This window comes from Paenibacillus sp. Soil787, from assembly GCF_001429545.1.
In the GTDB taxonomy this organism is placed as follows: domain Bacteria; phylum Bacillota; class Bacilli; order Paenibacillales; family NBRC-103111; genus Paenibacillus_E.
In genome coordinates, this window is sequence record NZ_LMSP01000004.1 from 156031 (window position 1) to 176621 (window position 20591).

The 20591-nt window shown below is 47.0% G+C and carries 16 protein-coding genes and 1 pseudogene; 2 read left to right on the forward strand and 15 right to left on the reverse strand.

Annotated features, from left to right (window positions below; all coding sequences use genetic code 11):
* Positions 1-193: 193 nt before the first annotated feature.
* On the forward strand, positions 194-838 hold the full coding sequence (locus tag ASG93_RS07830; protein ID WP_056830570.1) for a DJ-1/PfpI family protein: 645 nt from the start codon (positions 194-196) through the stop codon (positions 836-838).
* Positions 839-872: 34 nt separating this feature from the next.
* On the opposite strand, the gene ASG93_RS07835 is transcribed toward ASG93_RS07830, so the two are convergent.
* From ASG93_RS07835 to ASG93_RS07885, 11 genes are read right to left on the reverse strand one after another with little or no spacing between them, the layout of a single operon-like run.
* A complete protein-coding gene (locus ASG93_RS07835) occupies positions 873-1907 on the reverse strand; it encodes a mannose-1-phosphate guanylyltransferase (protein ID WP_056830572.1) in 1035 nt (344 codons plus the stop codon).
* A 27-nt stretch (positions 1908-1934) separates the two neighbouring features.
* Positions 1935-2909, reverse strand: coding sequence for a 3-oxoacyl-ACP synthase III family protein (locus tag ASG93_RS07840; RefSeq protein ID WP_056830574.1), 975 nt, complete (start codon positions 2907-2909; stop codon positions 1935-1937).
* Between the two features lie 25 nt (positions 2910-2934).
* Complete coding sequence (locus tag ASG93_RS07845) at positions 2935-3471, reverse strand: NADPH-dependent FMN reductase (protein ID WP_056830576.1); 537 nt, start codon at positions 3469-3471, stop codon at positions 2935-2937.
* 25 nt (positions 3472-3496) lie between these two features.
* Positions 3497-5083, reverse strand: coding sequence for a nitrilase-related carbon-nitrogen hydrolase (locus ASG93_RS07850; protein WP_056830578.1), 1587 nt, complete (start codon positions 5081-5083; stop codon positions 3497-3499).
* Positions 5076-6035 (reverse strand): sll0787 family AIR synthase-like protein, encoded by a 960-nt coding sequence (locus ASG93_RS07855; protein WP_056830581.1) that lies wholly within the window; start codon positions 6033-6035, stop codon positions 5076-5078. The genes ASG93_RS07850 and ASG93_RS07855 overlap by 8 nt, the downstream gene beginning before the upstream one ends.
* Positions 6010-7179, reverse strand: coding sequence for an MSMEG_0565 family glycosyltransferase (locus ASG93_RS07860; protein ID WP_056830583.1), 1170 nt, complete (start codon positions 7177-7179; stop codon positions 6010-6012). Before ASG93_RS07860 ends, ASG93_RS07855 begins: the two co-directional genes overlap by 26 nt.
* Positions 7180-7206: 27 nt before the next feature.
* Entirely contained in the window at positions 7207-8142 is a 936-nt protein-coding gene (locus tag ASG93_RS07865) for a methylenetetrahydrofolate reductase (RefSeq protein ID WP_056830585.1), read from the reverse strand.
* A gap of 38 nt (positions 8143-8180) precedes the next feature.
* The gene (locus tag ASG93_RS07870) at positions 8181-8693 is read right to left on the reverse strand and encodes an MSMEG_0572/Sll0783 family nitrogen starvation response protein (RefSeq protein WP_056830587.1); all 513 of its coding nucleotides are present in this window, start codon (positions 8691-8693) and stop codon (positions 8181-8183) included.
* Positions 8694-8746: 53 nt separating this feature from the next.
* A complete protein-coding gene (locus ASG93_RS07875; RefSeq protein WP_082614775.1) occupies positions 8747-9703 on the reverse strand; it encodes an amidohydrolase family protein in 957 nt (318 codons plus the stop codon).
* Positions 9660-10145 carry an MSMEG_0567/Sll0786 family nitrogen starvation N-acetyltransferase gene (locus ASG93_RS07880; protein ID WP_056830588.1) on the reverse strand — a complete coding sequence of 162 codons (486 nt, stop codon included), beginning with the start codon at positions 10143-10145 and terminating at the stop codon, positions 9660-9662. Before ASG93_RS07880 ends, ASG93_RS07875 begins: the two co-directional genes overlap by 44 nt.
* A 3-nt stretch (positions 10146-10148) precedes the next feature.
* Positions 10149-11288, reverse strand: coding sequence for an MSMEG_0568 family radical SAM protein (locus ASG93_RS07885; protein WP_056830590.1), 1140 nt, complete (start codon positions 11286-11288; stop codon positions 10149-10151).
* A 238-nt stretch (positions 11289-11526) separates the two neighbouring features.
* Here ASG93_RS07885 and ASG93_RS07890 point away from each other — a divergent pair, with 238 nt between their 5' ends.
* Positions 11527-12966, forward strand: coding sequence for a PLP-dependent aminotransferase family protein (locus ASG93_RS07890; RefSeq protein ID WP_056830592.1), 1440 nt, complete (start codon positions 11527-11529; stop codon positions 12964-12966).
* A gap of 269 nt (positions 12967-13235) precedes the next feature.
* Here ASG93_RS07890 and ASG93_RS33960 read toward each other — a convergent pair.
* The 4 genes and pseudogenes from ASG93_RS33960 to ASG93_RS07905 form a co-directional block, all read right to left on the reverse strand.
* A pseudogene (locus ASG93_RS33960) lies at positions 13236-13328 on the reverse strand (methyl-accepting chemotaxis protein); the annotation flags it as partial.
* Between the two features lie 572 nt (positions 13329-13900).
* Positions 13901-17923: a LamG-like jellyroll fold domain-containing protein gene (locus tag ASG93_RS07895; RefSeq protein WP_156410841.1), complete on the reverse strand. Its 4023-nt coding sequence runs from the start codon at positions 17921-17923 to the stop codon at positions 13901-13903.
* A 51-nt stretch (positions 17924-17974) separates the two neighbouring features.
* Entirely contained in the window at positions 17975-19681 is a 1707-nt protein-coding gene (locus ASG93_RS07900; RefSeq protein WP_056830597.1) for a hypothetical protein, read from the reverse strand.
* A 35-nt stretch (positions 19682-19716) separates the two neighbouring features.
* On the reverse strand, positions 19717-20586 hold the full coding sequence (locus tag ASG93_RS07905) for a carbohydrate ABC transporter permease (protein WP_056830599.1): 870 nt from the start codon (positions 20584-20586) through the stop codon (positions 19717-19719).
* Between the last annotated feature and the right edge of the window lie 5 nt (positions 20587-20591).

The window sequence follows — 20591 nt, forward strand, 5'->3', positions numbered from 1 at the left end:
TCTCGGATATTCATACAATATTTATCCGCATATAGGCCCATCCAATTCATAACGAAGACTACCATCCAAGTTCAACAGATTGATATATTTTCTTCATTTTTTCTATAAAAAGAGAGGCTCTTCATTTACATACCATAGGGGGGTATGCTATATTGTCGGGGTAACGAATATTTTACTATTAGGAGAGATCATCATGGAAGTTGCAATTTTGCTTTATGAGGGAATCACAGCATTAGATGCCATAGGACCATATGAGGTATTTGCTGCGGTACCGGGCAGCAATTTGAAGTTTGTTGCCAAGAATAAAGGATTAATCAAACTGGATTCGGGAATGGGTAATATGTATGCGGATTACAGTTTTTCCGAGATTACTTCAGCTGATATTCTCATCATCCCCGGTTGTCGCCCGCCTAACTATAAGGCACCAATGAATGACAGTGAAACGCTGAATTGGATTCGCCAAATCCATGAGACAGCGCAGTGGACAACGACTGTGTGTAACGGTTCTCTCATATTGAGCGCTGCAGGTTTGCTAAATGGAATCAAAGCAACCTGCCATTGGGGATCGTTTGAACTGCTCCGTTCTCTTGGAGCTGTCCCAACTGAAGAGAGAGTCGTTCGCCATAATAAAATAGTAACATCAGCTGGTGTCTCTTCCGGTATTGATATGGCTCTTCAGCTTGTTGCGTGGGAATATGGAGAGGACATGGGCAAAATGGTTCAGCTGATTTTGGAATACGATCCTCAGCCACCTTTTGATACCGGGTCACCTTCGAAAGCACCCGCTCCGCTAGTCGAACAAGTAAAAGCAATATATGATCATCTTGCAGAGCAGTAAGAAAAAGAAGCCTTTTTCCCAGTTTTAGTTGGGTTCAGGGGCTTCTTCGTTTAACGACAAGTGAAGAATTTATTGGTTTCAACAATTGTTTCACTTTGTGCGAAGATCCTCTTTTGGATATTAAAATACCATTATTTGAAGCTACAATGATCAAATCATCGACATCGATTAACGCAATAGGTATTCCATCCGAAAGAACCACATTGTTGATCGATTGCAATTGAAAAATTTCTGATTCTTTCATAAGCTCTTCCGTAGATTGCTGATTATACTTGGCAAGGTCTTCGAAAGAACCAATATCAGACCATCCCGTTTGCAGCAGCACCATTTTAAGGCGCTTACTATGTTCAATAACTGCTCTGTCGATGCTCATTTCAGGGATGCAATCCATATCTGGATAATAGAATTGATTTGAAGAAAGCTCGATCCGTTTCTGATAAATATTTTTAATGCACTCCCAGGTAGAAGGAGCGTGTTTTTGGAGCTCTTCTAATAGAATTCCGGCTTTGAAACAATAAATTCCACTGTTCCAATACCAGTTCTTCTCTGACAGAAAATCAACAGCCTGATCAACTCTTGGTTTTTCACAAAAGGAAATGACCTCTTCGCCTTCAGCACGAATGTAACCATATTCCTCATAGGATCGAGTTGGAATAATACCGATTGCTGCTAGATGATTCTCATTGGCAATTTCAATAGCACGCCATATCGTTTTATCATACTCTTCCTGCTGCTCAATCCAATGATCAGCGGGAGTCACTAGGACGATTTCGTCCGAAAGGAGTCCGAAACAAGCCAATGCAATGGCCGCTGCAGTATCACGTGTACTAGATTCCCATAAGAATTGGTTGTGATTGCCTTGAACTTCTGCTGATTGTTTAAGAGTTAGAGCAGCATGCCGCTTGTTTGCAACGACAATCGTATTCTTACCGAATAGCCGGTTTCTTTGGATCGATTGTTGGAACATAGAGGGATGATTAGCAAATCTAAGAAACGGTTTAGGGCATTCCTGATTGGATAAGGGCCATAATCTCCTGCCATTCCCACCGCAGAGTACAAGGTGAATCATGGTCACTCTCCCCCTCCTCCATCTTGGCTAGTATCTGATTAACGCTGAACCCCATACGAATCCAGCACCGAATGCAACCATAAGTATGAGGTCTCCGCGTTTTATCCGCCCATCCATTGTTGCTTGATGTAACGATATCGGAATGGTAGCTGAACAACTATTTCCATAATATTGAATCGTCTTGATGATCTTGTGTTCAGGCATGCCCAGATTACGAGCAACCGCATCGATAATCCGTTCATTTGCTTGATGAGGGATGACCCAATCAACGTCTTCAGGCCTCAAGCCGTTATTTTGCAAAATTTCTTCTGCACCGCTAGTCATCGACTTAACCGCCAACTTAAATACCTTTGAACCGTCCATCACCATTTTCGCCTTATGCTCATCTGAAGCAGGATGTCTGCTTCCGCCTCCAGGTACAAACAAAGCTTCAAAAGCCCCACCGTCCGCATGGAGTAAGGTTGAGAGTATTCCTGTTCCCCTGGTCTCTTCGCTCCTGGAAACAATGACTGCGCCTGCTCCGTCACCGAACAATATGCTGGTATAAGGATCTGTATAATCGGTCAGTTTAGACAAAGTATCTGCGCCAATGACTAAAATATTTTTGTGCTTGCCAGCCTTAATGTACATCTCTGCGATTTGAAGCGAAGACAGGAATCCAATGCAGGTGGCGTGTATATCCATCACCCCAATGCTGCTGCAGCGTAAACGATGCTGAATTTGGCTCGCAACGGGCGGTAGAATATGATCTGGCGTTTCTGTGGCGACTAGGATCATGTCGATGTCCGAAGGATTGAGACTTGCATCCTCCAATGCGCCAATGGCTGCTTTATAGGCAAAATCGGAGGTCGCTTCTGAATGATCCGCGACTCTCCTCTCTTTAATGCCTGTTCGACTTATTACCCATTCGTCTGACACCCCGACCATCTTTTCCAAGTCAGCATTGGTCAATCGCTTTATAGGTATGGAAGACCCTACTCCATGGATCGTTGCGTCGTACATTTCCGCTCACCTCATTCGATGTATGCTAGGATATCAAGGATTTGGACATATGAAGTACCTGCGCAGCAAGAGTTTCCACACGCTCCACCACAGATGAATCTACAATACGGTTATTAGAATCAAAATGTTCACGGTTTAAGTACACATAATCTGGAGCCGTATAGGCGCGGAAATAGCCTGCAATTGGCTTCAGTTGATTTTCAATCACAAGATAATGCTGATAAGTTCCTCCGGTACCTACAAAACCGATCACTTTGTTGCGAAAAGCCGATGGAGGTACGAGGTCGAAAAGATTTTTTAATGGCGCTGCAAGAGATGCTTGAAAAATAGGGGTTCCGATGATAAAGCAATCCGCTGACAAAACAGCATGAATCACTTTCTGTGTATCTTCGTTATAGTCTTCCGTTTGACGCCCATCGCAAAACTCTACGTTATATTCTTTTAAATCTAATAGCTCCGTCTCCAATTGTACGTCCAGCAATTTCGCATGCTCGACAACATGCTTGACAGCGGAATATGTTTTTTCTCCAATAATCGTTCCCGAAATGCCCAATAGCTTCATTCTGCTCATCCCCTTAATACGTAGGTTAAATCAGCAAGTCATACAGGTGTGTCTTAGAGCGCTTCATAAAATCTCTGCGTCTTGCTGCAGCCGTCATTTCAGGCTCAAATCTTTGGATTAGCCATTCAGCCGCCTGCCCGGTCTCCAAATTAACCTGCCGATGTAAAAACAATAGACTCACCGATGGCGTGAAGGGTTTTGCATAAGCTAGCACTGCATCGTTCTCGAATGCCCGTATCCGCTTCATCCATAAGTTCCCACTCATTTCGGACGTTCCACTGATCGCGATTATATCCGCCCCTTGTTTAGCTAAAATCCTGTAGGATTCCGGAAGCTCTGCATCCATTTCAGTCAAAAGCCCTACTCTCCCGAATGGCAGCTCGAAAGTGCGAAAGCCCTCTGAATAGTTGGACATTTTCGAATCAGCCGAATAACCATGAACCTGCTCATAGGACCCTATTGTCCCCTCAGGCCCCACAAGAACTGCGATTGTTCTCAAGGAATTCCTTAGCGTGGCAACGATATACCCATCGAACATAACCGATAGCTGCTGTAGTTGAATGAAGACCTTAGCTTCCATCCCTTCTAAGGAGCCCGAATCACACAGCACTTCCAGCTCGGGCAATACAAATAGTCTGTTTTTTGTAGATAATTGGCCCGTTGCCAATTCCAGGTCGGATTGAAGCTCATGAAAGAATGAATCCTTCCATTGGGTTTGGCGCATTGTGCAAACAACGATCTCGTAAGGCAAAGGCTCGATAATCGACCTTGTTTGTCCTTCATTCCACAAATAAGGTTGGAGCAGAAGCTCCTGATATGCGTAGGTCCTTCGATTTTCCAGCAGTCTCTGTCTAGCTTGGCGGTCAAGATTAACTTCCCCATAAATGATCCCTTCCCCGTCTAAAAGGAAATGCCCGACATCGCCATTCGGATTAATGATCCCGCTCCCACCTGTAAACTGAGCACCTCTCTCGGTATCCGAGCGATTTGAGGCAATCCAGAACAAACCATTCTCCTTGGCGCGAAGGCACCACGTCTTGCTCGGGGGATTATTCGAAGCCCCAACCCAATTCGTCGGAAAAGCAATGATATCCGCTCCCTGCAAGGCAGCTATTCGAGAAGGCTCAAAGTACATGGCGTCCATGCAGATCAAGAGGGCGATACGCCCAATTTCAGTTTCAAACACTGGAATTCCGTCATTACCTTCTCTAGCCCACCTTGGGTCTGCGGCAAAAAGATGTGTTTTACGATAAGAGCCTACTATACCCTCAGGTCCGATCAGTACAGCGGAGTTGTAATAAGCCCCGGTACTAGGATCAACCTCCGGCAATCCGATAGCCACATAGCATTGATACTTTTGGGTAATCGAGAATAGGGTATCCGTTGTTGGACCTGGAATCGTCTCCACATAAGGTGAAATTTCTTTTCTGTCATTCCACACATAACCGCTGCTTGCCATTTCTGGAAATACGATCAGCTTCGCGCCTTGTATGGCGGCTTCGATTAGCATATCAGTCATACGGTGGCGATTGTTCTCTACATCTCCGAGTATCGGGTTAAATTGCACAGCTGCTGCTTTGAAACTGGAGAATATACTCTCTGTTCTATCCATGCTGCCCCACCACCATCGTTTCATTGGTCCAATCAATCAGAGTAGCTGTTTCATCCTCCTGCTGTACGATGACACGTTTATCTGTGGTCAGCTCTCCAATAACAACAGCAGCAATCCCTTCCTGCGCAAAAAGTGCTGTGATCTCGTCCGTCTTACTCGGATCGGCCGAAACAATAAAACCATAACCGGGAAACATGCGGAGCCAACGCTCCAGATCAACCTCATCAGGTTTAGGGATGCTATCGAGATGAATAACTGCCCCACAGCCCGCATTCTCAGCCAGCATCGCGATTGTGCCTACGATTCCTGCATTGCTAATATCTCTTGCTGCGGTTGCTAGTCCCCGCTCTGCAAGGGTCGGCATGATCCCGAATTTACGCTGCAGTTCCTGAGCTTCTTTATTGGTGGTGCAGTCCCATTGGAGATACTGCTTGACAGGCTTGCCATTCAGATCAATCGCTATCATGAGGGATTGTCCTGCTTTCCCCTGTGTAGCCCTTAGTAAATGGCTTGCTTTGCCAACAATCGCGGTCGCCACCCCTTCAGATTCCTCAGGCAGATAATGGCCGCCGACCATAGGGACTCCGAGCTTGCTGCAACCTTCTGCCATCCCTTCTGCGATTAGCGCCGCTTTCTCGTCATCAGGCGCACTGAGCATATTGACAACCGCCAGTGGACGGCCGCCCATCGCATAAATATCACTTACGCTGACAAGCACCGCACAGTAACCAGCCCAGCGAGGTTCATCTTGGACAAGCTTAGGAATAATGCCATCGCAAGATACAAGCAAATACCCATCGTTCGTCACTAATATAGCCGCATCGTCTCCGATTGGATCCAGCATCTTCTCGGGATCCCAATCAAACATCTTGAGGGGCGCTTGAATGTTTTTCTTGCGGCTAAAGCCCTTAGATACAGCAATACGTTCAACGAGATTCTGTAATTCGCCCATGGGACATCAACCTTCTCTCGTAAAATTCGATATGTTTCTCAGCAGCCTTCGCCCATGTATACTGAGAAGCCGTTTCATAACCATTCATGGTCATTAGTCGGCTACGATCCTTCTCCGATACGGCCTCCGTCATTTTCGCAGCAATAGCTGGAATGTCCTCGGGATCCGCAAGCAGCGCGTTATAGCCATCTCGCATAAATTCCTGAAACACATCAATCGTTGATGCGACGACTGGCGTCCTGGTTGCCATTGCCTCCAACAGAGCAAGTCCCCACCCTTCTTTTTTCGAGGGCTGTACATAGCAATCGGCTAACCGATAGAACTCTTGAACTGTTTCGTTATCCGGAGAACCGATGATCCGAACGGCTTTCTGAATGGATAATGGCATAGAGCGAAGCAGGTCATTGAAATGCTCCAGGTAATATTTATAATCAAAAAGTGTCGATCCTCCGACAATCAAAAGCTCAGCATCGGGAATTGTTTCTTTGACTCGTTCGAATGCTAATAAGGTACTAATCGTATTTTTCCGCGGCTCAATACCGCCAATGGTGAGAAAGACTGTCTTTCCTAGAAGACCGTATTTGACTTTCAATTCAGCCTGATCCTGTTTACTTTGAAAAAAGCGGCTCTCCACGCCGTTGTGGATAACCGATGATGAACGACCGTAATCGAACTGCAGCCTTTGCTGCCAAGCTTCACTGACTGTGACAAGCGACTCCGGCAGCATAACAGACTTTTTCTGACAATCTATTAACGCTGGCGTCGTGAAATCGTCGAGATGATGAACAGTTCGAACAAAGAACGGGATGCGCCCCTGCGTCATCAGACGATGCAGCGCATTTGCACTTATGCAGTCCTGTACATGATGAATGTCGAACGCTTCTAATGATTCTTGCGACAACCCTTCCTCATACGTGTCGATGTAACGAAGAATCCTGCTTTCAAAAGCTTCATGCTGCTGAGCGGCGAACGGAAACACCTTTGTTTCTGTTCGTACAGGCCGGAAAAACTGCCCTTCTCCGCTCACGCCAAGAGCGAATACCGTCACGGAACAACCTTGTTCCTTGAGCGCTTCAGCCAAAGCTAGTGTATGCACAACGCCGCCTCTGGGCTTTGTATTATAAGTATAGAGAGCAATTCTCATCTTACGGCCCTCCTTGAATTCATCTCTTTATGCGCCTAAAGCTCCGATTGATAGTGGTGTAATAGGCATAAGTCCAGCGGCTTTAACAACATTGTTAACGCTATCCTCCGCTCCTCCGATTGGACGGATATGGATCCCCTTAATGCCCTCGATACTGCGAAGCTGAGTGATCAATTCGGCTGCAATGGCAATACCTTCATCCTTGGATTCGGAAGCGGCAAGCCGGGCATGGAACGATTCGGGTATGACAATGCCTGGTATTTTTAGCGCTGTATTCACATGATCGGCATTTCTCAGCGGCAGCACACTTGCCATGATTGTTGCTCTTTCATGAAGACCGCGTCGACGAGCCTCAGCCATCCACTCTTCGATCAAATCAATATCGAATACCAATTGGGTTCTTACAAAATTAGTGCCATTGTCCACCTTCGATTCAAGACGGTCGATCAGCTCTTTGATCGGTTTTCCGGCAATGTTTTCAACCGTACCGATTGTAAAATTGGGTGCTTCCTCCATTTGGGTACCGTCAAACAGCTTACCTTCATCAACCATTTTCCGAACATAACGCACGAGCTCCATGGTTTCCAAGTCATAGACTTCCTTGGCGTTGGGCTCTGTGCCTACTTTAGCAGGGTAACCGCCAAGAATAGTAATGTTCTTAACGCCTATCGCTGCAAGACCCAACAAATCGCTTTGTATGCCCATTCGATTACGATCCCTCAGGTTAATTTGCACGATCGGTTCAACACCGACTTGACGGACGAAGAAAGCTCCGACCACGGGGGATAAACGCGCAATGGCGAGCAAGTTATCACTGAGATCTACGGCATCTACATATCCTCTATAGCGTACCGCCTGTTCAACTAGCGGACGAGGATTCCAATTGCGGGGCGGAATCAATTCCGCAGTAACCAAAAAATTATCGGGTCGCATGGACGACCCGTGACCCAAATTAATAGTCATATTCACTCACCTATTCTTTATTTGTATTTTGAAAACTTTTAAATTTGGAAGGTGCTCAAAATAAATGCTCCCGCACGCGAATATTCAATTAAACAATCCTGTAGATCAAGTGGATGTACGGGTATTGAGCCTTCTACCAAATCTTCTTCACGAAGCCCATGCAGTCCTAGACCGAAACGGCATACATACACTTTTCCGCCTTCTTTGATGAATGTCGTCAATCCTTCATTTACATTCATTTGTCCTCCGAAAGCAGCTTGACCTACGGTTGGAAACCCTCTTGTTGCAAGTGCATTAATGGCACCTGTGCCGTAGAAATAAATAGCCGTTTCATAGCCCTTGCGTTGAGCACGGGTCGCTTGCAGAATCGCCACATAAGATAAAGATGATTCATGTGCAATACCATGGATAAGAGCAAGGAACTTTTCGCCTGGATTCGCTTTGTAATCGGGGAACACCTTTGTTCCTCCATAAAGTTTGGTGCCGTTCGGTAAAGACGGGTGTGGAATCTCGTTCATTGATTGAATTTCTAGTTCTGTGAATTGTGCCATTGCTCATCTTCCTTCCGATTTTTAAATTTTTATATGGTGAAGAGGGTTAACCTCTATGCCAACTTCGTAAAATATTGCTCTTGTGCGTTGCCCCAGAAAATTCTTTCTTTAATTTCATCCGAAATTCGGGCACCTTGAATTTTCCAAAATTCGCTTTCATAATCACTCCATGGTTCATCACAACCAAACATGATGCGATCAGCGCCAATACCGGTTTTATCCACTTCTTGAAGGAGATTCCTTACGGCAAATCCGATCGCCCAGCTCGTATCGAGATAAACCTGGAAGCCGCCTTCGATGAGGTCCTTCCACTGGGAGAGCAGCCGAATATGGCCGCTAACTCCCCCACCCATATGTACCAGATGGATTTTCATATCTTTGCCCCAACGCTTAATCAGTTCGAAAAATCCCAATATATCAGACCCTCCGCCTGGACTCGTATGAAAGTGAATAGCAATATCCTTCTCCATGGCGGCTTGGAAAATCTTCTCATGCTGTCTAAGCGTAGGCTCATCCCATTTGCGGGGATCTGCTGTTCCACCAAGTAGATAGCTCATCTTTAGTGCCCGAATCCCTGGTTCATGAATGAGCTGAAGAGCTTCATCTGTCAAATCGCTGTTCTGGGGCAAGCCCGAAACCCAAAGCGCTCCAGCTACATTCCCTGCTCCTTCTTGGCACAGCTGAACGACTCTCTTGTTGTGTGAAAAGGGCTGTGCCTGGACAGGTATGCCATAGTTAGGAATAATCAACGTCTTTTCAATGCCACGGCATTTCATAAAATGATTTAATTCTTCGGTCGTCATCGGACCCGGCTCAGCTGGAGAAATCGGCACCTCAGATTCGTAAAATGGCCAAGGCGGCAAATCGCCAACATGATTATGCACGCTGTATACGTTTCTTCCAAAGCCCATTGTTAGCGGTGTTTCTTGTTCAAGAACCGGCTCGTGACCGTACGTAGACACTGAATCAGATCCTGCTGCTTTGTTTATGTTTCCGTGCATCATGCACATGTAAATTCGCCTCCATGATTTGATGAGGAAGTCCTTGAGTAAGCGTGGACGCCCCCACTTTGGTCCATCCCAGTTTTTCAAATAATTGAACATTTTGCTCCTGAACCTGAGCTCTGAAACAAGGGACTTGCCGCTGCTTCATTTCCTGAACCGCAGCCTCAATCAGGTATACACCTATTCCTCGAATCCGGTACTGCTCATGAACCGCAAGCCTCCCCCCCCACCATAAAGAGGGAGTGTTCAGATCCGGATAACATCTTACTGTTCCCACAAGGATTGTTCCTTGCTTCCATATATTGATCGTGATCGAGGAAGAATCGTTCTCATCCGCATCACTCTCTTCAAACAGCTGCTGCTCCTCGACGAACACTTGCCGGCGCAGCGCCAAGGATGCTTGCGTTTCAAATTCAGTTTCAGCGATGCGAATCTCATAATTTTTCATTACTCAACTCCCTAACCGAGCCATCTTCTCGAAAGAAGGAAGCGCTGAGCAAGCTCCGCATTTTGCACATCCCGCGCTGCTGCCTGACGAAGATAAGCTTTCATCTGCAAGAATATCGGCAACATGCCGATACATGGTCTCCATATATTCGCTGGATGGTGGAGGCGAGTTTTCCAGCATCGTGCCTCGAAGCGGCCGTAAAGGAACGACGAACGGGTAAACACCAAGCTCGGCGGCGCGCTTGCAGCCTGCAAGCGTCTTCTCCATACTTTCACCCATACCCAAAATGACATAGGTACTTACCTGATTGCGGCCAAACACCGCTACAGCCTTCTCGAATGCTGCATAATAAGTCTCTAATGTAATGCTAGATTTAGAGGGCATCATCTTGCGACGCACATCTTCATCGAACGATTCCACATGAAGCCCGATCGTATCTGCTCCCGCATCTTTAAGGAATCGGTATAAACTATCATCCGTAGGGGGCTCACATTGAACTTGTATGGGGAGCTTGCTGACCTTACGAATCGCTCTTACGCATTCTGCCAAATAGAGCGCCCCCCGATCAATCTCATTCGGTGTACCTGTCGTTAATGTAATATGTTTAATGCCATCTAGCTTCTCCGCAGCCTGAACAACCTCTGCAAGCTGCTCGGGCGTTTTCATGGCAACCGTATTTCCCGCTTCGAGCGACTGCCCAATGGCACAAAATTTACACCGCCCGCTAGGAGCCCAGCGAATACAGCTTTGAATGACCGTGCTCGCTAAGACGTCCGCTCCATGCAGCACCGCAATATGGTTGTAAGGGATACCCTCTTTGGTCTTGAGATCATAAAAGCGAGGTCTCGCGATCGGATCCACATACATGAGTGTTCTGCCTTCATACTGCAAGGAAAGTCCGGATTGTGTTTGTACTAAGGAATAAGGGGAATGTTCAGCAGGACCATTAAGAGTTGGCAGCATAACTGCTTGATCTCCCAGCATAAATGCACGATCATCAGAAGGACCTGCTCCTCCGCGTCTTCCTCCCTCTATTAATCCGGAAGTGCGTAATCCTTTATTTTGAAGATCTACTAACCAGTTGGCATCGTCTGGAACGTCTGGCGTGTCATCAACAGATTTGATTTGCTTCACAGGATTCATTTCGCCCCACCCCTCCATGTTACTTTTCTTTACATTATTTTGTTTCGCAATCTCAATGTCATGTTATATTTCATATCATATCGAAAGAAATACTCCCTCACCTCATCCACTTCGATGTTTTTTTTGCCATCCACTGCAATTCTCATCGTCCATCCACATAATCACCCTTCAGAAAAGTATTGATACATATGGATATGTGAGTTAATATGACATAAACAGGATTGTTCGGAGGTGCATGATGAGTTGGTTACCAAACAAATTAAATGGAATTCCTATTTATAAGCAAATCTCGAATTATATGGAATCCCGAATAATGAATGGCGAATACCCTTCTGGCAGCACGTTACCCTCTGAACGTCATTTGGCAGCTGAACTCCATGTTAACCGCAGTACGATCGTATCTTCTTACGATGAACTACACGCGATTGGGCTCGTTAAACGGGTTAAAGGGATTGGCACCGTTGTCAGCATCGACAATAAAGCAGGGGGTGCCTCTAAACGCCTTCCAAACTGGGAAGCGCATGTGAAAAGCGGGGTATTTCAATCGAATAATCCCTTGAATCAGCAAATATATAAAATCATCCAATCGAACGAACATCATATAAACTTTGCCATTGGCGAGCTAAGTCCCGATTTACTCCCGATTCGATTGATGCAAGAGGTTCACAGATCCATGGAAATTAGTGAGTTTTTGGGCTATGAGCATATGCAGGGCAATATAAAATTGCGGGAGGCCATCTCTTCTCATCTCAAAACTTATCGAAACGTAGAAACGAATGCCTCATCGATCTTAATTACTTCAGGTGCCCAACAAGCTCTGCATTTGATTATCCAGTGTCTTCTAAAGCCAGGGGATTCCGTTGCTATAGAAGACCCGTCTTATGCCTATTCCTTGCCTATTTTTCAATCTGCTGGTCTCAAAACATTTCTGCTGCCGAGCGAACAAGAAGGAATAGACCCTGAGCAAATTGTTTCTTTATACAAAAAACACAGAATTAAGATGGTCTTCCTGAATCCCATTTTCCAAAATCCAACAGGAACTACGATGTCCTATGAAAGACGGAAAAAGGTATTGGAAATTTCCACCCAATACGGAATTGCGATCGTTGAAGACGATCCCTATAGTGTTACTGGATATGACAATGAGCCCATACGCTCGTTAAAATCCATGGATCAAGACGGTTCAGTTCTCTATATCAGTTCATTGTCCAAAATTATCTCCTCAGGACTGCGAATCGGCTGGATTGTAGGACCCCAAGCCGTCATACAGCGATTGACTGACGCTAAGCAGCAAATTGATTTTGGCCATCCGAGCTACCCGCAATGGATAGCTGCGCAACTGCTTTCCTCCGAAAGCTTCGAAACACATATCCAGCACTTACGAATCGGGTTGAAACGGAAGCGAGATTTGACTATGCAAGCTTTACAATCTGCATTTAAAGACAGCATTGAGTACGTGATTCCAAGGGGTGGGATTCATCTCTGGTGCAAAATGAAGGAGGAATTGAACGAGCAGCATTTGTTTAAAGAGTGTGTCCAGAACGGAATCGTATTCGCTCCAGGAAGCACACTTGGAACTAGCGATAGGTACATGAGGTTTACCTACAGTCGTATCGATGACCACATGATTGAGGAGGGAGTACGTAGATTTGCAGAGGTAGTCAGGCTTTTCCAATAAGAAAAGTTAGTTTGGATAATTTTCCCAATATACATTATTTTATTCCTCTCTGTCGTTGTTTGATGAGCTGCTTCTACGTAAACGTCAAATAGTCCCTACCCTTTTGAAAGGATAGGGACTTCTTTATGCCACTAACTCAACTTCTCACCCTGAAATACCTGCGGGCGGCAGATTTAGAAACGCTTAGACATTCAAATAATCTTTCTGACAATGAATACAAATCTTGGATTGAAGCCGCGATTTCTTCTGAAGTAGAAGCTTGAATTTCAAGCTCTCGCAGCCTCAATAGCTGCATTCAACCCTAAAAGATTAGTTTGATTAGACACTTCTTTGATAAAATCTGTTATTTTTTTAAAGACTGAGCATGACTCGTGGCTTGTTCGTAGTCAAACACAGAAGAGAAAAAATTCTTGTTTAAGATCTGAACCTATAGGTTCTTTCCCGCCCCTATCGTTTTGGCGTACATCATACGATGGTAACGTTGTTCGAATCGGCTCATTCCTTCTGACCAATAGATTCCTCAACCCGCCACGCCTTATCAAAGTAAGAGGTGCGCTGCTTTCCTACCGCATCTTTCCAAGTGTAGGCGGAAACATAGCATCCTCCCTGCCAACGGATAATGGGAACCTCAATTCGACTTAGCGCTCCTACAGAATTTTCTGGGTAAACTGGCCCTAGCGCACGGACCGGGACATGGCGTTCATGCCCCGGTCTGTCACGGTTTCATCACTTCCACTGCAATCGCGATTGACTTGTGGCATTATGGCGTATTACGGCTTGATCAATTACTTAACATCACTTCCATTACTTTCGAAGCGGTTAAAGCCTTATTATTGATTCGGAAGTCTTCCACCTTCCCGCGTTCCAGCCGTTGCCGATTGCATCATATGCCGTCGTTCCGCTGGACAGGAAGTTCCGCAATCGTAAATGCAGATTACTCATTCATGACCTGAGTGATTTGCGAAGCACTTAAAGCATTGTTATAGATGCGGAAGTCGTCCACCAGTCCGTTCAGATAAGGGTCGGTGGAGAATTGGGAGCGACCGATGTAATTCTGTGTGGTTTCACCGAGATCGGATGGTTTAAACATTGAGCTATTGCTCCCTACCTGCACACCATCGACGTAAAGCGTTCCCGTTGAATTGCCCAGGGTAATGGCAATGTGGTGCCATCCGCCCGTTGGCAGCGCCGCCGTCCCGTCGATGACCTGCTCAGTTGAACCGTTAACTTTCATTGCGAAGCGGATCTTGTTGTTGTTGCTGACCCCGTTTTGCGGCGACAGGTACATGTAGTTGGTCGTTCCTGTACCGAAATCGAAGATCCGCATCCAGTTGCTCACGGCATTCAGATTCACCCAAGCCGTTATCGTCATGTTGCTATAACTGGAAATGACGCCCGATGGAATTGACACATATTGACTCGTCCCACTCAGACTCACGGCATTGCTGCTGTTCCTTCCGGCTGCCCAAGTAGCGCCGTTCACCAATGTGCCGTTCCAGCCGTTGCCGGTCGCATCGCTTGCCGTCGTTCCGCTGGTCTCGTTAAACGGAAGCTTCGTAAACAGAAGCGCAGTCTCCCCGTTCATGACCTGCGTAATATTAGAAGCAGCTAAAGCACGGTTATAGATGCGGAAGTCCTGTACCATTCCGTTCAGATAAGGATCGGTGGAGAATTGGGAGCGGCCGATCCAATTCTGTGTGGTGACGCCGAGGTCGGATGGTTTAATGGTCATTGCGGTATTGCTGCCTACCTGCTGGCCATCGACGTAAAGCATTCCCGTCGAACCGTTCAGGGTAACCGCCACATGATGCCAGCCGCCCGTTGGCAGAGCCGCTGTCCCGTCGATGATTTGCTCGCTTGAACCGTTCAGCTTGATGGCAAAGCGAATCTTGCTGGTAGCCGCGTTCTTCGGCGACAGGAACATATAGGAGTTCGTTCCGGAACCGAAATCGAAGATCCGCGACCAGTTGCTCACGGAATTCAGATTCACCCAGGCCGCTACGGTGATGGCGTTATCGCCGGCAACGACGCCGGATGGAAGTGCGACATACTGATTCGTTCCATTCAGACTCACTGCGTTGCTGCCGTTCCCGCCAGCCGCCCAGCTTGCGCCGTTCACCAATGTTCCGTTCCAGCCGTTGCTGGTTACATCGTATGCCGTCGTTCCGCTGGTCTGGTTGAACGGAAGCTGCGCCATTGTCTGGTTATCGCCTCCTGTGCTGCCAAACACCTTGAAATCGGCGATACTGGCCGAATAACCGCTTGGCACTCCAGTAACTGTAATCTTGACATACCGGGTGGTGCCGGTAAAGTAATCGCTTTGAACCTGTTCCGTATTGTTATTGCCGCCCTTATCGATTCGCGCGGTCCAGTTGATATTATCCGGTGATGTTGAAAGCGTATAATTAAACAGCACGCCGCTATTTTGCCACATTACCTGGGTACCGCCGGTAATATTCACGTTGGAGCCAAGGTCCACAGTCAACGAATGGCCGCCATTGCTGTCAGCGGCAGTCCAGTAGGTCGACGTGTCTCCGTCGTTCGCATTGGAGGCCGGATTTCCACCCAGCGAGCTATCCGCTGTTATGGTCTTGCCGAGCGCCAGATTGGTCGGGTCTCCAAACAGCTTGAAGTCGTAGAAGCTGGCCCAGGCACCGCTTGGCACTCCGGTAACGGTAATCCTGACATACCGGGCGTTAGCCGTAAAGTAATCATTCTGAACCTGAGAAGTATCGGTATTGCCTGTCTTGTCAACCTGCATAGTCCAGTTGGTATTATCCAGAGAGGTTTCAATCTTGTATTGATAGGTAACGCCGCTCTGTGCCCAGCTCACCTGGGTACCGCTCGTGATTTTCTTGGCATAGCCAAGATCCACCGTGAGCCAATGGCCGGTATTCCCATCGTTAGCGCTCCAAAGGGTTGCAGCGTTGGCGTCGATTCCGCTGGACGCCGGGTTGCCTGACTTCGAGCTGTCCACAGTTACGGCCTGTCCGAGCGCCAGATTGGTTGGGTCGCCAAATACCTTGAAATCGTAGAAGCTTGCCCAGGCGCCGATTGGCAGTCCGGTAACGGTAATCCTGACATACCTTGCGGTACCCTGAAAGGCATCGTTTTGAACCTGATTCGTATCGGTATTACTGGTCTTATCAACCTTTAAGTTCCAATTGACGTTATTATTGGATGTTTCGATCTTATACTTATAGGCTGCCCCGCTCAATTCCCACATCACCTGGGTACCGCCGGTGATATTCATGGGTGAGCCGAGGTCTACTACCCACGAATGGCCGGTATTTCCATCATTCGCAGTCCAACGGGTCGTCGTGTTGCCATCGTTCCCGCTGGAAGCCGCGTGCCCGGACTGAGAACTATCCGCAGTAGCGGTCTTGCCTCGTGCGATGTCAACGGGCGTCGTGAAAGGAATGGCAGTCGGTGCTGGTACAGTCCCTCCGGTCGTTATGAAGTTAATGTTGCTGGCATAGCTTCCGATCGCAAAATTACCAGCGCTGGCACTCAGAACGACATTCCCGTTCACTTTCAAATTCTCAAACGTCACGTTTTGAGTCAACTGGTTTGTAAATTTGCCGTAAATATTGTTAGTATTGGCATTAGTTCCGGTATAGCTGATATTCTTCAAATAGACGTTGTTAACTCCACGCCCGTACGCAAGGCCATAGCCGTTATTCTTAAACGTAAGGATTTCAATGAATCTTCCCTGATTTTCATCTTCTATTGTGATATCCGTGAATGTCGATTTGTTAACCAAAAGGCCATCGCTGGCAGTTAAAGAGATATACTTACTTCCATTTTTCTGCCAGATGGTCAGATTCGAGAAATTGAGATCTTCAATTGTTTCGCCGCCACCAGGCTTTGTTGGATCGCCATGAGTACCGACATTGATCGGATGGGCAACATCGGGCATCAGGAAAGAGTTCGTGACACTGATATGGGCGGTATTGCCCGAATAATTGTTGCCGCCAAAATTGCGTGCTCCGTATATGGCAATCGCATCATCGCCTGTGCGTGCAAAGTAATTATTGATTGTCACATACGAAGAAGCAAATATGTCGATGCCATCGGTCCATCGCTTAAAGCTGTAGGCTTTAAAGTTATTGACCGAGACATTGGTGGAATTTCCGATATTAATCGCATAGCCGCCGTTATTGCTGCTGCCGTAGTCGTTCACGATGATCCCGTCGATCGTGATCTGGTTGGCATGGTCGACCTCAATCGCTCTATACGGAGCGTTAAGAACGACCCCCCTCCCCAGGACTTTGGCATTCGTGGCATTATCCAAACTGATGCCGCCTTGAATGACCGCCCCGCCGGCGATGTAAAGCGTCTTACCGCTAGGCACGGTGTAATCCTGCGTATAGAGACCAGGACCAACGTAAATGACATTCGGGTCCGTAGGGCTCGGAGGATTGGGGTCCACCGGATTGGCAAACAGGTCTAGGGTGTTGTTAGCATCTCCATTCACTTCCACCGAGATATTCATGGGCCCGGATATGCTGAATGTCATCGTATTGCCGTTGATGGTGGGCGTAATATTATTGGCAGCGGGCCGGATGACAGCTGTTGAAATACTTCCGATATTACTGGTGACAGAAATATTCACCGCGCCATCCGTGTCGAAATAAGCAAAGGAAGTTTTGCTTGAGGTGTACCCGTTGACCGTCGTCTGATAGACGTCCAGACTCTGCCACGGGCCTCCCGGCACCTGCACTTGCACCGTATAGGTGGTGTTCATCGGGACACCTGATGGGGCAGGATATACATTTAATGTCCCAGCCGCTTGTACATTTGTCGGCAAGCTTAACGTCAAAGGAAAGAATGATAACAAGAACGAGAACACGATCAATAAAGATAACACTTTTGATCTTTTTTTACCTCTGTTAAAGAAAACGCTTTCAAACATAACTTCAACTCCTTCTTCTCCACAGTTATTTGGATATTTCACCCCAGGATGCGATGTGCATCCTGGGGCGAAACGTTTGGCATCCCGGACAGCTTATTTCAGACCCATTTTAGACATAACATCGACCTTGCTGGCATTGCTGTACCATTCGTTCACTTCTTGTGTGATTTTCGCGCCTCCTTTATCATTCCATTGCTTGACGAAGTCGTCGAAGCTGCTGACAGGATCTTTCCCGTAAATGATCTTCGTGTACGTTTCCATCTCCATCGTCTGCAATTGGGCCCAATTCGATTGCATGGTCTTGGTAGGCGGACCGTTGAATGCATTCGGCAGCAATACGTCACGGTTTTCGTAGGAAATCACAAATCCGTCTTTCATGGTTTGAGCTTCTGAAGCAGCCCGCATCAATTCTCCAGTTTCCGGTTTGACGCCTTGTGCAAGATCGTAGAAGGGTTTGCCTGCAACGGATACGCTCGGTGTGTTTTTGGCAAAGGACATCTTGCCTACACCAATAATATTCTCCAGCGGTTTGTTGAACTTCTTGGGATCAAAGACCACTTTCCCGTCTACAATATCATAGTCATAACCTTGAGCATAACCGTATTTGAAGTCACCGGTTCCGAAGGCAGCATCGTACAGCCTGTCGTAGTACTTGAAGAAGCCTTCCATGTACTTGAAGTCTTTGTTGAACACAAAGACGCCGTCATTTTGCTGGCCGTTCTGATAGGTCTTGTCGCCCGTTACGCCTTTAATGGTCGGATAAGCGCCGACTTTAGCGCCCTGTACGTTCTTCTCAACGTCCATAACTGTTCCGTAAACCCATGCCCGGCCGATGATGATGCCCGCTTTGCCTTGCGTAAAGTCAGCGATGGCGTCCCAAGCGGCCTTGGAGGCAAATTCCTTATTCAGATAACCCTTGGCGAACCAATCGCGAAGCTTGGCCAATGCGTCCTTATTGCCGGGGGCAACCGATCCGTAAGTAAGCTTGCCGTTGTCATTGTACCATTGATACGGAATGTTTTTGCCCGTATAGGCGCTGAAAATCATAACCGGATCGCTGACCCAACCCGTATTATAGGATTCCTTGCCGGAGAAGGTAAATCCGTACGTATCATTCTTGCCATTGCCGTCGGGATCCTTGTTCGTGAAGGCATCCAGCACCTGCTCGAATTCTTCGATGTTGGTAGGCGCCTTCAATTTCAATTTATCCAGCCAATCTTGCCGGATCAAGATGACCTCGCCATCCGTCAAATTAGGCGCAATCGCCATGCCATACACCTTGCCGTCTTGAACAACCGGGTTGAAGGCGGTTGGATACTGCTTGTAAATCTCCTTCAAACGAGGCGGCATATAGGCTTTAATATCATCCGTTATATCTTTCACTTGTCCGGATTGAATCAAATCGTTCATTATTGCTGTGTCGTAAACAGGAATTACATCCGGGAGTTTGTCGGCGCCGGAGAGTGCCAGACGCAGCTTGGTATTATAGTTGCCGCCATCGCCGCCCATTAAGGTGGTTTGAACCTTAATGCCAAGGTTTTTCACGCCCCAGCGCGTTAAGACATTATCGTTCAGGCTCTCCCCGTTGATATATTTGCCGGCGTTCTCATCCTGCTGCTTGGCAATGTTAATGGTAATGGGAGGATCATATTTGCCATCCTTTACTGCTGCGTTTTTTGTATCTGTGGTTCCTTTTGCATCCGATGCGGATTTAGTCACGTTGCCGCTTGTATTGCAGCCCGCAAGCAAGCTTGTCGCCAAAACCGCGGCGGAAAGGATCATTCCTGTCTTTTTCTTCATAAATTTGTCTCCTCGTGTCATATTTCATCGTGCCTTTATTCTTTTACCGCGCCCAGTACGATGCCTTTTACAAAAAACCTTTGCAGGAACGGATAGACGATGATAATGGGCAGTGTACTGACAAAGATTTGTGCAGCTTTAATGCTTTGTTCGGACAAGGCCTCCGCCTCGGAACTGCTCAAGGCCATATTCTGCGTCGAGCCTTGCACAACAATGGTCTGCATAAATGAGGCAAGGGGATAGTTCGTCGACTTGGACATGTACAAGATGCCGTCGAACCATGAGTTCCAGTGTCCAACCATGATAAACAAACCGACAGTTGCCAAACCGGGAAGAGAAAGGGGAAGGTACACCCTCCAGAAAATACCGAAGAATGAAGCCCCGTCGATAAAAGCCGCTTCCTCAAGCGCTTTCGGAATCGTCTTGAAGAAGTTCATGATTAAAATCAAGTTGTACGCTCCAAAAGCGCCCGGAAGCACTAATGACCATATGGTATCTTTCAAACCAAGCTTCGTAACCAGGAGGTAGGAAGGAATCAATCCGCCGGAGAACAGCATGGTAAATACGAACAACCACATGAGTGCATTGCGCCCGGGGAAGTCTTTGGATAACGAATAACCCGCCGTCGTAATGATAACCATGCTGATGAACGTTCCCAGGATGGTTCGGATGACCGAGATCCACATGGAACCGATAAAGTTGGAATTTTTGAATGTTTTCATATAAGCTTCGACAGAAAAGTCCACTGGCCAAAATGACACCAATTGGCCATTTACAGCCGCCTTGCTGCTAAACGATTGCGCCAATAAATGGAGCAATGGCAAAAAGCACGATAACGCCGCCAGAATCAGCAGAAGGTGGTTAAAGAACGAAAAAATACGATATCCCTTTGTCTTAAAATACAATGCCC

Bases quoted from the DNA above. Each gene is read 5' to 3' on its own strand.
- ASG93_RS07830 (WP_056830570.1), top strand. From the start codon at position 194: ATGGAAGTTGCAATTTTGCTTTATGAGGGAATCACAGCATTAGATGCC.
- ASG93_RS07835 (WP_056830572.1), bottom strand. From the start codon at position 1,907: ATGATTCACCTTGTACTCTGCGGTGGGAATGGCAGGAGATTATGGCCC.
- ASG93_RS07840 (WP_056830574.1), bottom strand. From the start codon at position 2,909: ATGTACGACGCAACGATCCATGGAGTAGGGTCTTCCATACCTATAAAG.
- ASG93_RS07845 (WP_056830576.1), bottom strand. From the start codon at position 3,471: ATGAAGCTATTGGGCATTTCGGGAACGATTATTGGAGAAAAAACATAT.
- ASG93_RS07850 (WP_056830578.1), bottom strand. From the start codon at position 5,083: ATGGATAGAACAGAGAGTATATTCTCCAGTTTCAAAGCAGCAGCTGTG.
- ASG93_RS07855 (WP_056830581.1), bottom strand. From the start codon at position 6,035: ATGGGCGAATTACAGAATCTCGTTGAACGTATTGCTGTATCTAAGGGC.
- ASG93_RS07860 (WP_056830583.1), bottom strand. From the start codon at position 7,179: ATGAGAATTGCTCTCTATACTTATAATACAAAGCCCAGAGGCGGCGTT.
- ASG93_RS07865 (WP_056830585.1), bottom strand. From the start codon at position 8,142: ATGACTATTAATTTGGGTCACGGGTCGTCCATGCGACCCGATAATTTT.
- ASG93_RS07870 (WP_056830587.1), bottom strand. From the start codon at position 8,693: ATGGCACAATTCACAGAACTAGAAATTCAATCAATGAACGAGATTCCA.
- ASG93_RS07875 (WP_082614775.1), bottom strand. From the start codon at position 9,703: ATGTGCATGATGCACGGAAACATAAACAAAGCAGCAGGATCTGATTCA.
- ASG93_RS07880 (WP_056830588.1), bottom strand. From the start codon at position 10,145: ATGAAAAATTATGAGATTCGCATCGCTGAAACTGAATTTGAAACGCAA.
- ASG93_RS07885 (WP_056830590.1), bottom strand. From the start codon at position 11,288: ATGAATCCTGTGAAGCAAATCAAATCTGTTGATGACACGCCAGACGTT.
- ASG93_RS07890 (WP_056830592.1), top strand. From the start codon at position 11,527: ATGAGTTGGTTACCAAACAAATTAAATGGAATTCCTATTTATAAGCAA.
- ASG93_RS07900 (WP_056830597.1), bottom strand. From the start codon at position 19,681: ATGAAGAAAAAGACAGGAATGATCCTTTCCGCCGCGGTTTTGGCGACA.